The organism is Polaribacter marinus (genome assembly GCF_022662535.1).
In the GTDB taxonomy this organism is placed as follows: Bacteria; Bacteroidota; Bacteroidia; order Flavobacteriales; family Flavobacteriaceae; genus Polaribacter; species Polaribacter marinus.
Genome location: NZ_JAKQYM010000019.1, coordinates 1 through 11949 on the forward strand (window position 1 = coordinate 1; position 11949 = coordinate 11949).

Genomic DNA, 11949 nt, shown 5'->3' on the forward strand with positions numbered 1-11949 from the left:
TTTTGTAAACTTCTATTTTCCTGCGGAAAATAGCCGTTCACGTAAAACGCAACTTTCAATAACACAAACTCGTTGTAGCCAATATAAGAAACGCCTATGGGAACTTGGGGAACAGGAATTTCTTCAAACGATATTTACGAAGATATTAATTATGAATTCTTTGAATTATATAATCAAGGAATGGAAGTTTCTGCGATTACTGAAAAGTTAATTCAGGAAAATAAAGAACTGATTGATTCTCACGAAGACCAAAATAATTTTTGGATAACTATCGCAAAATCTCAATGGGAATGTAAATCACTTGACCCAAAAGTTCTTAATCGGATTAAAGATATTGTCGAGTCTGGAAAAGATATTGAATTGTGGAAAGAACTTGACGCTTCACAATCTGACTTGACTAAAAGGCAGAAGGTTTTAGATAGCTTTTTAAAGAAAATATCAAACGAAAAAAAGACATCTCGAAAACGAAAAGTAAAAAAATCACGAAATGCGATTTTCGAAAAAGGAGATTGTTTAATTTTTAAATTAAGTGATGGAGATTATTGTGGAGTTTTCGTGTTGGAATCGGAAAAAGAAACGGAATTCGGACTGAATTTAATTGCTGTAACTGACATTAAACAATCGGAAAAACCAACTGAAAAGGACTTTGAGAATGCAAAACTATTATTTAGACTTGAACAGCAAATAAACAAAGAGTTTAAACCAAAGGAACAGATTAGTTGGTATTATGCTCAACATTTCAAAAAATCGGAAACGGAATTTGAAAAAATTGGGCAATTAAAAGTTAATAAAGATTATCATTCAAATAAAGACCATCAGAGTTTTTCGAATTGGGACAATCTGAAATTATTTCAAGATGAATTCTATTCTAACTTTGAAAATAATAAGTGTAAGAACAAAGTAAAATTAAGTAGTTTAAGGAAAAAATACTGGCTACAACAACGTATATAATACATTGCTAGTGAAAGCCAACTTACGAAAATCCTCGCGGATTTTCTATTCGGTTTTTATTTGCTAAATTACGTGCTAAACCACGCAACGTATCATATACAAAACCGTTGTATGTTATTCTCTGAAAATTAAGGTTCATATTAAAAAAAAAGAAAAATGAATGGAAATCATATAATAGTTTTGGGAATAATAATTATTGCTTTTGGAACTGGCTTAACAATCTATGGTCAACAACTATTAAGTAAAAGCGAAAATGATAAAATATTATCTCAAAATAATAATTTTCTTGAAAAAATAAAAAAATATCAAAAAGATATTAAAATAAAGGACAAAAAAATAAAAGAATTAGAAAAATGGGAAAAAAAGATAACTATTAAATATTTAGAGGAAATTCACATTCAAATGAATTCTCTTTATGAAACAATTAGTTCTTATTCGAAATTTAAAATCGAATCCAAAAATATTGAATCTTTTAAAAAATTATGTAAAGGTTTTAATTTAAACCAAAAAACTAACATACGTATTTCAGTTAATAAAAATACTTACCATAGCTTAAGGAGTTTGTTATTATTAAAATGGGAAAATATATGTATTCAGATTAGCAATCTGAGTTTATCAACTTCATATATCCACCCAAAAGCCTATGAACTTTTTCTAAGAATAAGAGAAAAAGGTGAACCAATTAGCATTTTAAAAAACACTAAAAACTCTAATAAAGATTTAGAATCTTGGCATGAAACTTTTTATGAAATGTATAAATTAACAAATGAATTAAAAAAACTAAAAAAAGAAATTAATTCATATTAAAACAACATACAACACCGTGTATAAAAAATTGCTTAATTTTAGTTTAACCAAAGTTTGTTACTTTTTTGCGTACTTCTGAATTTCCTTCGGAAATTCCTCGCACACAAAATCGCAACTTTCAATACACAAACACGTTGTAAAGCATTAAAAAAAAAATTGAATGTTAAATAAAATAATGAAAAGTTTAGTCGACTTCATATACGGAACCAATAGGTTAAGAGTAAAATATGAATTATCAAATCCGAATGAAAAAGTTTTTGCTTCCGATGCTTCGAAAGGAATAATAACAAACTCAAATAAAGACATTGTTAGAGGAACAAATTGGGTGACTTCCCAGCGAGCAGTTGTAATGTTAACAAATTCTAAAATTATTTGCGGTAAATGGAATATCCCAATTAATGAGATTCAATCATCTCAGTTGATTAAAATAAATTCATTGTTCGGAGGAGGAGTCGTTCTTAAAATTCAAACAGGAAATAATGAGAACTACCAATTTGGTATGCAAATAAATCCCGAATGGATTGAGCAAAAAGTACTACCTCTTACTTTTGAAAACGGAAAAGTGAAATATTCTATTTTTAGTATTATTATACGAATATTAGCAATTGGATATTTAATAAATTGGGCATACAATAAATTTTCAGGAAACTAAACTTTAAAAAAAAACGCATTACAACACCGTATAAAATTAATGTGGGTTTTTAGTTTTAGCCCAAAATTTTGTGTTTCTTTATTGGGTCGCTTATACTTATTTTGAGTATTTTTAGGTCAACAAGTTAAAAACATAAAATAAGTATAAGCTTAGTGGCTCGGGGGACAATTCTTCGATTGTCTACCTCCCACACTAATCTTATACAAACACGTTAGGTAAAACAGAATCGTAGCTGCGTGTTCGATTTTTTTAGAACTTATTTATCTTTGAAAAAATTCTCAAATCTGATAATTTTCAACTCCTACTCTATTCTGAAAAATCATTGTTTTTTGTTGAGAAAATCGTAGCTGTGGAAAAGTCGTTTAAGGGATTTTAAAGGATAGCTTCGCTGTTTTTTTCGTTCGGACGTTTAAGTACACAAGAATTTCATCAAATGCTCCTGAAAATGCTTAAATCGTTTCGTTGAGAAATTTCATTCTTTGAAAAAATGCTAGTTACTGAAAAAAACTAAACGTAAAATGTTACGTAGAAAATTAATCGAAAAATTGTCTTGTCTGAAAACAAAGAAAAAATCAGAACGTGGAAATTTGTTTCATTGATAATTTATCTATTAAAAATACTTGTGTTTGAATTCATCGTAGCTGCGTAAAAAATTAACCTTTTTAATTCGTTGACAGTTTTTTCTGTCTGAAAAAAACTGCATTACCTAACACCGGCTAAACTTCATGCGGGTTTGGTGCTAACTTCAAAGTTTTGTGTATATTTACTAGGTCGCCAAATCTTGTTGATTTGGCTTTGTGAAACCAAAAAACAAATCCAAACAAAAAGCTTCGGCTTAGTCCGTGTTCGAAAATCTTGGCGATTTTCAAGCCCGCACAAAGCCTAGCCAAAACCGTTACCCATAATTTAAAAAAACATCCGTAAATGAATGAACCTCTTCCAATTATTGAACCTTTAATTAGTGGTTATAAAGAATTAAATATTGGAGATTTCCTAAAAACCAAGCAATTTAAAAGGTATTGCAACAAAGTTGGGATTGCTGATTTTTGGAGACAGATTTTTGAACACGTTGAAAATTCCAGAACATTTTACTCTGTTGGAATGGACACAGTTCGTTGGGACTCAATCGACACTTTTGTTATCTTACTAAATGAACTTTTCGAAAAAGAAAAAAATAATTTCTTCAATTTCAATCTTGATTTTCTAACTATATATTGCGAATGGAATCAAGAAGAAAGTGATTTAACAGAAATAATTGAAGATTTATCAATCCTTTCTGCACCAAATGTGGTGTTAGATAAAATAAAAAAACTGAATAACAACGGAATTTCACCAGTCCCAAAAACAATAATATCTGAAAATATTTGGAACGCTGAAAAGCTGGAATTGTCGATTAATAAGATGGACGTTTCTATTAAAAACGGAGAATATAATTTGACTTTAACTTATGCATATTCTTGTTTAGAAGGTTTGTTTAGAGGATTTATAGAAAAGAATATTCCAGAAAAAACAGAAGAAACCGACCTTTCTAAATTATCTAAAATTGTTAAAGATTATTTAAAATCCGATTTTGAGAATAATAATATTGAATATCCTGAACAGATGATAAATCTAATCGGTACAATCACAAATGCAATTTCAAACGCTCGAAATGGATTTAGCGAATCTCATTTTGACCGAAATTCTGAGAAATGGCTTGCGGAATTTTCACGAGATTGTGTTAATTCGATTGGACGGCTGATTATAAAATTTGTAGAATAATAACTATGGGTAACACCGTATAAAATTAATGGCTAGTTTTAGCCTACTTGGAAAATTCCTGCGGAATTTTCTCTGGCAAGTATCTATTTACTAAATTAGGTTTTTAAACACGCCACTAATCTTATACATCAACGTTGGCAAAAACTCGGGAAAGGCGCCGAAATAAAGTCTGTTTTATAAATTTACTTCTTGCTTTTCCTCTCTTTTCAAAACCCAATTTCGGAAAATGTAGAAATTTAAAATTTATGGAACAATCTCTCGCTCGTGAAATTTTGTAAAAATTGGAGAGTTTGAAAAATTTAATAAAATGGAATTTACTCAAACACTGAAAATCCAAAATTGCGGAATTTTCACTCAAGCCTTGAATTTAGCAAGTTTGCGGAATTTAGCAAAATACGGAAAAACAAAATGGTGGAATTCTTACTCAAACTCTGAATTTAGCAAGTTTACGGAATTCTCACTCAGAGTTTGAATTTTGAAAAAAAAGAAAATTATGAAAAAGTTGAACGAAATAAAAAAATCACGCATTTGCCAACAACTTGTATAAAAAATTGCTACTTTTAGCTTAAACAAAGGCTGTTGCATTTTTGTAAACTTCTGAATTTCCGTTGGAAATTCCTCGTTCACAAAAATCGCAACTTTCCATACAAAAATACGTTACCTGCAATAAAATTTTAAAAAGCCGAACTTACTCGGTCGGAATAATTGAGGATTTTAAAACATTTAGAAATTAATTCAGCTTGATAAATTGCATCATCTATTGCAACGTGATGTTTTCCCTCTCTTTTTACTTCTGGATTTCCCGCCAACTCTTTTAAAGTTCTTAAATCTTTAAATAAACGGTAGTGTATAAAAGGTTCTATCCCTACTGCTTTTAGATTGTTTTTTAAAACTGGAGGGTCAAAAGATGCGTGCGACCAAATATTAAATTCATCATTTCCTACCCATTTTTTAAAATCTTCTAAAGCGTGTTTTAAACTGTATTTTATAGAGTATTCGCCAAAAACTTGTTCTATTGCCTCACTATCTTGTTTTAACCACCAATTGATTGTGCTATAATCTGGGGTTAAATTGTAATTATCTAAATCTTCTATAATTACAGTTCTTGAAAAAGTAGAAGTTATGTTTCCATTATTTTCAAATTTACAAGCACCTATTTGCACTATTGGTGCATTGTGTGTATTTCCTAATGTTTCTAAATCAAATGATATATTCATAATATTGTGTGTTTTTTGCCCTCGTTCCTCACGCACGGCTTTTTAAAATTTTACAGACAGGTAACACCGTATAAAAATAATGCTATGTCTGTGCTTAATTCAATGTTCGCGCTTACTTTGCTACTTCTGAATTTCTGTCGAAATTCCTCGCACGCAAAGACGCACTATTCTTATACAAATACGTTGGTAGCCATTTAACACCGAATCAGAGCAATTTAAAGACCATCCGACTTACGGAATTTAAAAAGAAAAATTGTAAATTAAACCTAATAAGGTGAGAAATGAAAACCAAAAGTCTAAAAGCAGATAAACTGCGAGCTGAATTACTAAAGACTTTAAATAATAAAGATTCAGCATTTAATTTTTAAATACAATAAAAATGAAAAAATTGTTTTTTATTTTAGCATTTATGCTAATTGGCACAGTAACCTTTGCTAACAATTTAAAAACTGAAAGCAAAGAAAAAATTGAAATAATCAAAAAGAAAAACTTTAATTCAGAAAAAGTAATTAGAGTAACTTTAAAGAATGGAGTATTATTTTGTGAGGAACTTCATATTGTTTATTTTAATGGTGAGAGAATTGGAGAATTTTGGGTAGAGACCCAAGGTGTAAATGGTCCTTGTGGAATTACACTTCACATGGTTGAGGTTCATTAAAATTCAAATATTTAACTAAACCCCTTAAAATTTTAAGGGGTTTAAAAACATAAAATTATGAAAAAAACCATACCCTTATTAATGATTTTTATTTCTTTAGGAGTTTTAGCTCAAGAAAACCTTGTAGTCAAAATAACTTATAGCGAAAAATTAAATTTTGATTTACCTGTAGTTAAAACTTCAGAATTATTTTTTAAAAGTACTCAATCTTATTATCTTGAAAAAAAATCTGAACAAATTGTAGATGATAAAAAATTTAAAGTAAAAGGGAAAAAAAATAACACCTCAAATAAAATTATAAATATTAATTTAGAAAAAGATTCAATTTTCACAAAGACTTCACTTGATAAAACTTTTTTTTTAGTCCAAGAAAAGTTGAATAAAATAGTTTGGAAAATTCATGAAAAAACTTATAATATTATTTTAGGATTTAAATCTACTAAAGCAACAGGATATTTTAGAGGTAGAATTTACACAGTTTGGTTCACAAAAGAAATACCTACAACTTTTGGCCCATGGAAGCTAAATGGACTTCCAGGTCTGATACTAGAGGCGAAAGATAATTTAAATGAAATATTTTTTATTGCTGAAAAAATAGAATACTTAAAAAAAGAAGAGGCTCCATTTAATTTTTTAAAAAAAAACAGTTATGAAAAAATTAGCTTGAAAGAGTTTAATAAAAAGTTAAATGAAAAGTTAGAATCTAAAATGCAACAAATTATTTCTAAACTACCAAAAGGCAGCAAAGTAACTAGCTATAAGTTCAAAAAATATAAAGGAATAGAATTAAAATATGAATGGGAAAAAGATAAATAAGAAGATTATTTTAATCTTTATTTTCTTTATATTTTCTTTACAAGCGAAATCTCAAAATTTAATAAAAGGATTAGTATTAGATTTAAATAATAAAAGAATATCTTTTGCACATATTACTATTGTAAAAGATTCGATTAATTTGAAGTATGTATATTCAAATAAAAACGGTTTGTTTGAGTTTAAAAATTTCACAAACGGATGCAAACTAAAAATTTCAGCATTAGGCTATCAAACAAAAGAAATAACATTAGATTTAAAGAAGGGTACTTTAAATAAAACAATAAAAATTTTTTTATTAGAAAAGGTATTAGATTTAGAAGAAGTAATTATTAGAACAAAAAAACCTATTTTAATAAAAAAAGACACTATTAGTTTTAAAACAAAGTTTTTTACGAACGGAACAGAACAGACAGTAGAAGAGTTATTAAAAACAATTCCTGGTTTAAATATAGAAACAGATGGGACTATAAAAATTGGTAATCAAGAAATTGAAAAATTGATGGTAGATGGCGATGACCTTTTTGAAAAAGGGTATAAAATTCTATCCAAAAATATGCCTGCATATCCTATAGAAGAAGTTGAATTTCTTAAAAATTATTCCAATAACAGGCTGTTAAAAGATATTGAAGAAACTGACAAAGTTGCTTTAAACCTAAAATTAGACGAAAAATCTAAACGCATTTGGTTTGGTAATTTTGAAACAAGTATTGGCAATGACAATTTTTATCAACTAAAAGTTAATTTAATGAACTTTGGTAAAAAGAATAAATATTACTTTTTCACCAACTTAAACTCAATTGGTTATGATGCAACTGGTGATATAGAAAATTTAATTAGGCCTTTTCGTATTAACGAACCAGCAAGTATAGGCGATAATAAAAGTGTAAATTCGTTACTAAACTTATCACCTAATAATCTTAATTTTAAACAGACTCGAACCAATTTTAATAATGCAGAGTTAGTATCACTAAATGCTATTTTCAACCCAACCGAAAAATTAAAAATAAAAACATTAGGCTTTTTTAATTGGGATGAAACGGATTTTTTTAGAAATTCTATAGATATTGTAGACGGTAATAATACAAATTTCACTAACACCCAAGATTTTGAGTTCCGCAATAAAAATAGAGTTGCATTTGGTAAACTAGATTTTATTTACAACATCTCTAAAACCAAAATGTTAGAAGCCACAACAAAATACAATAATGGCGATTTTAACGACAATTCTAATTTATTATTTAATGGTAATTCTACCATAGAAAACTTACAGCATCAAAATACACTTTTTGACCAAAAAGTAATTTACACCAACAAGTTTAAAGACAAAAAAGTGTTTTTATTAACAGGTCGTTTTATAGATGAAAAAACACCTCAAAATTATACTATAAATCAATTCTTTTATCAAGATTTATTTCCTGCAAATAGTAACGCTAACAATATAAGTCAACAAAGCACTAATCAAATGCAATTTGCAGGAGTAAATGCACATTTATTAGACCGCAAAGACAATGGACAACTATTAGAATTACAGTTAGGTAATGAATTTAGAAAAGATAGATTAGAAAGCAAATTTTCAATTTTAGAAAATAATTCCGTTTTAGAACTGCCAAATGGTTATCAAAACGAAACCAATTATCAGGTCAATGATTTGTACCTTAAAAGCAAATACAGATTAAAAATTAAAGATTTTGGTATTGTTGGTAGGCTAGATGTTCATCAGCTTTTTAACCGTTTAGAAAACAATAATGTAAGTAGTAATCAAAATCCATTTTTTATTAATCCAAGTTTAGGTTTTGATTGGAAAATAAATGACAAAAATAAAATTACATCTTCCTATTCTTACAAAACTACAAATGCGAAAGTTTTAGATTTATTTAGTGATTTTGTTTTAACTGGTTTTCGTTCCTTTTCAAAAGGAACAGGCGATTTTAATCAGTTAGACGCTTCGAGTGTAGTTTTTAATTATCAATTAGGTAATTGGAGTGATAGATTTTTTGCCAATACATTTATTCTTTACAGTAAAAATCACGACTTTTTTTCAACAAATACAGCAATAGAGCAAAACTTTACCCAAGCCGAAAAAATACTGATTAAAGACCGTGAGTTTATAAGTATAAATTCAAAATTAGATTATTACTTCAAGTTTATTGCATCGAATTTAAAAGTAGATTTAGGCTATACAAAAAGTGAATTCAAGAATATTGTAAACAATTCTAATTTAAGATTAGTAACCTCAAATAATTATAATTATGGTTTAGAATTACGTTCTGGTTTTAAAAGCATTTTTAATTACCATATTGGCACAAAATGGTTAACAACAGAAATAGAAACGACCATAAATAATTCCTTTACAGATAACGTGAGTTTTTTAGACTTATCATTCATTTTTAATAAAAAACTTGATTTTCAATTACAGTCTGAACGCTACTATTTTGGAAATTTACAAACCGATAAAACGTATTATTTTTTAGACTTTTATGCACGTTACAAACTCATTGAAAACAAACTGACTTTAGGGCTTACTGGTAAAAATCTGTTCAATACGGAAAGATTTAGGAATTTTTCAATTAGCGATATTGGAACATCAACAACTGAATATAGATTATTACCAAGATTTGTGCTTTTAAAATTGGAATACAGATTTTGACAAACGAACTGAATAGAAAACGGCTACCAACACCGTATAAAATTAATTACTGGTAAAAGCCCATTTACGAAAGTCCTCGCGGTCTTTCTATCTGTGATTTATTTACTAACTTTAGTGCATAAAACACGCAACTAATCTTATACAACAACGTTGCCAAAAACTGGTGAATCGAGCTGAATACAAGTCATTTAATAAAATATAATTTTGGCTTTTTTTTAGTTTGTAAATCTGAAATCTGAAAAAAGTTAAACACTCTCTCGCGAATTAAAATTTTGAAAAATCGGAGAGTTTTCTAAATTTTACAAAAAAGGAATTTCTTCAAACTCTGAAACCAAGATTGCGGAGAAATCACTCAAATGTGAATTTCTAAACTTTGCGGAATTGAGCAAAATGCGAAAAAAAACTGTGCAGAATTTTCTGAAAATTAAATTAAGTGAAAATTATTGTCGGAATTAAGCACGTGAGAAAACACTCAAACGCTGAAAACCAAAGTTGCGGAATTTTTACTCAGAATTTAATTTATCAAGTTTACGGAATTGGAAATGCATGAAAAATGGAATTTAATGAAATTACTACTTGTAAATTAAAAATAACGTGAATATTAAACGAAATATGGAAATGGAAATAAAATAACGCATTTGGCAACACCTTGTATAAAAAATTGCTAAATTTGGCTTAATCAAGGTTTGTTGCATTTCTGTCACCTCCTATTTTCCTACGGAAAATAGCCGTCGACTTAAAACGCAACTTTCCATACAAAACAACGTTGTAGGTAATTAAAAACAAAATTTCGTAAATGAATGACAATCTGATAATTACTCTTGCTATTTTACTATTATTTTCGCCAGTAATTCATCAATGGTATTTATTATTAAAAGAACGAAAAGCTGAAAATAAAAAAGTTTTAAAAAAATTATTTAGACTTACTAAATACAGTTTTATAATTCTAATTTTCACTTCAATTACTTTTGGAATTTTAAGTCACACAAATTTCTTGAATTACGAAAAACCTATAACTTTTGACAAATTCGATAAAATCACATTTGAAAATTTTCGTGGTTTAGAATTTTTTAAAAAGTCACTTTACGGAAATGAAAGATTTGCTTATGTTGTAACATCAATAGAAACTGAAATTAATGAAAATTCTGTTATAGTTCAATCATTGTTTCATCCTTCACGTTCTTTTGTTTACAAAACAAATACAAATAGCAAAGAACTATTAACGCACGAAAAATATCACATTAAAATCACAGAATTGTTTTCTCGAAAAGCAAAAGCAAAAATATCTAATCTAAAAAAATTCAATAAAAACAAAATTGAAGGAATTATAAGAGAAGTAAAAACGAACGAAAGAGCTTTTCAGAAAAAATATGATTATGATACATTTCATAGCTATGTTTTTAGTGAGCAAAAGAAATATGAGAAAGAAGTTGATAGTTTATTAACTTTGCTAAAAGAATATAAAAAACCAAAAATTACTATTAATGAGAAAAATTAAATACTTCCTTTTAGCATTTGTTTGCTTAATATTAACAAATTGCGAAACTGAAAAACACGAATTCCCATTAGATAAAAGATATTGGGATACGAACGATTACGACAAAGTAATTCTTGAATTAAGATATGGTTACGAAAATGACGAAAAAAAACCAACTTTTGACAATCCAGAACAAAGAATCGTTGTTGAGAAACTAACAGATGAACAAAATTTTAAAATCGTATTAAATGATAAAGAATTAGGTTTAAAACATCGAAATAAAGTTGCAACAGAATTCTTTAATCATTGGAAAGATATGCATCAAATTTATCAAGCTACAGACCGAAAAGATAAATATCTTTATGATTTAGAAATGTTGGCTGTTTGGCAATATGGTTTGAGTTTACAGCTTGAATATTTTAAATTAGGAAATGACGAAATAATTGAAAGTGCAGACGATCCAAATTCTTCAAAAGTAAAAAACACCATTAACTCAAATATTCAAACTTTGATAAGTAATTATATTATTTATTTAGATGAGATAAACAATGAAAAATCATTTTCAGAAAAAGGAAAATCTAAACTTGCGAGTGGAATTAATAAATATTTCTCTAAGCTTGTCGAACTTCATCCGAAAGCAAATTATAGCGGAATGAAAAATAAAGCGGAATTGATGCTAAAAAAGAGTGAATCCAATGAAATTAAATCATCTTTGAATAAGTTAATTGAATTAATCGAATTAAAGAAAAAGGAAGAATAACTACCTACAACACCGTGTAAAAAAAATTGCTTGTTTTAGCTTACTTACGAAAATCCTAGCGGATTTTCTATTCAGTAATTATTTGCTAACTTTACGCTAAACCAACGCAACTTTCCCTACACAAATACGTTACCAAAAATAGCTCAATCACTCAAATCCTGAATTTAAAATAGCATTTAAAAGCTAAAAAAAAAGAATTTAAA

At 27.9% G+C, this 11949-nt stretch carries 10 protein-coding genes; 9 read left to right on the plus strand and 1 reads right to left on the minus strand.

The window, feature by feature from the left end; all coding sequences use genetic code 11:
• Positions 1-96: 96 nt before the first annotated feature.
• The 4 genes from MC378_RS14585 (at position 97) to MC378_RS14600 (ending at position 4171) form a co-directional block, all read left to right on the plus strand.
• Positions 97-951 (plus strand): hypothetical protein, encoded by an 855-nt coding sequence (locus MC378_RS14585; RefSeq protein ID WP_242179510.1) that lies wholly within the window; start codon positions 97-99, stop codon positions 949-951.
• 156 nt (positions 952-1107) lie between these two features.
• Positions 1108-1758 carry a hypothetical protein gene (locus MC378_RS14590; RefSeq protein WP_242179511.1) on the plus strand — a complete coding sequence of 217 codons (651 nt, stop codon included), beginning with the start codon at positions 1108-1110 and terminating at the stop codon, positions 1756-1758.
• A 160-nt stretch (positions 1759-1918) separates the two neighbouring features.
• A complete protein-coding gene (locus MC378_RS14595) occupies positions 1919-2410 on the plus strand; it encodes a hypothetical protein (RefSeq protein WP_242179512.1) in 492 nt (163 codons plus the stop codon).
• 924 nt (positions 2411-3334) lie between these two features.
• A complete protein-coding gene (locus tag MC378_RS14600) occupies positions 3335-4171 on the plus strand; it encodes a hypothetical protein (RefSeq protein ID WP_242179513.1) in 837 nt (278 codons plus the stop codon).
• A gap of 674 nt (positions 4172-4845) precedes the next feature.
• On the opposite strand, the gene MC378_RS14605 is transcribed toward MC378_RS14600, so the two are convergent.
• The gene (locus tag MC378_RS14605; protein WP_242179514.1) at positions 4846-5388 is read right to left on the minus strand and encodes a 3'-5' exonuclease; all 543 of its coding nucleotides are present in this window, start codon (positions 5386-5388) and stop codon (positions 4846-4848) included.
• Between the two features lie 379 nt (positions 5389-5767).
• Between MC378_RS14605 and MC378_RS14610 the strand changes: the two genes are divergently transcribed.
• From MC378_RS14610 to MC378_RS14630, 5 genes are all read left to right on the plus strand, one after another.
• On the plus strand, positions 5768-6046 hold the full coding sequence (locus MC378_RS14610) for a hypothetical protein (RefSeq protein ID WP_242179515.1): 279 nt from the start codon (positions 5768-5770) through the stop codon (positions 6044-6046).
• Between the two features lie 57 nt (positions 6047-6103).
• Positions 6104-6862, plus strand: a complete 759-nt coding sequence (locus tag MC378_RS14615; RefSeq protein ID WP_242179516.1) for a GLPGLI family protein — start codon at positions 6104-6106, stop codon at positions 6860-6862.
• Entirely contained in the window at positions 6840-9509 is a 2670-nt protein-coding gene (locus MC378_RS14620) for a carboxypeptidase-like regulatory domain-containing protein (RefSeq protein ID WP_242179517.1), read from the plus strand. Before MC378_RS14615 ends, MC378_RS14620 begins: the two co-directional genes overlap by 23 nt.
• 796 nt (positions 9510-10305) lie before the next feature.
• Positions 10306-11007 (plus strand): hypothetical protein, encoded by a 702-nt coding sequence (locus MC378_RS14625; RefSeq protein ID WP_242179518.1) that lies wholly within the window; start codon positions 10306-10308, stop codon positions 11005-11007.
• Positions 10994-11746, plus strand: coding sequence for a hypothetical protein (locus tag MC378_RS14630; RefSeq protein ID WP_242179520.1), 753 nt, complete (start codon positions 10994-10996; stop codon positions 11744-11746). The genes MC378_RS14625 and MC378_RS14630 overlap by 14 nt, the downstream gene beginning before the upstream one ends.
• The last annotated feature ends 203 nt before the right edge of the window (positions 11747-11949 follow it).

Coding starts and splice junctions, on each gene's coding strand:
- MC378_RS14600 (WP_242179513.1), top strand. CDS start 3,335: ATGAATGAACCTCTTCCAATTATTGAACCTTTAATTAGTGGTTATAAA.
- MC378_RS14615 (WP_242179516.1), top strand. CDS start 6,104: ATGAAAAAAACCATACCCTTATTAATGATTTTTATTTCTTTAGGAGTT.
- MC378_RS14625 (WP_242179518.1), top strand. CDS start 10,306: ATGAATGACAATCTGATAATTACTCTTGCTATTTTACTATTATTTTCG.
- MC378_RS14630 (WP_242179520.1), top strand. CDS start 10,994: ATGAGAAAAATTAAATACTTCCTTTTAGCATTTGTTTGCTTAATATTA.
- MC378_RS14590 (WP_242179511.1), top strand. CDS start 1,108: ATGAATGGAAATCATATAATAGTTTTGGGAATAATAATTATTGCTTTT.
- MC378_RS14595 (WP_242179512.1), top strand. CDS start 1,919: ATGTTAAATAAAATAATGAAAAGTTTAGTCGACTTCATATACGGAACC.
- MC378_RS14610 (WP_242179515.1), top strand. CDS start 5,768: ATGAAAAAATTGTTTTTTATTTTAGCATTTATGCTAATTGGCACAGTA.
- MC378_RS14605 (WP_242179514.1), bottom strand. CDS start 5,388: ATGAATATATCATTTGATTTAGAAACATTAGGAAATACACACAATGCA.
- MC378_RS14585 (WP_242179510.1), top strand. CDS start 97: ATGGGAACTTGGGGAACAGGAATTTCTTCAAACGATATTTACGAAGAT.
- MC378_RS14620 (WP_242179517.1), top strand. CDS start 6,840: ATGAATGGGAAAAAGATAAATAAGAAGATTATTTTAATCTTTATTTTC.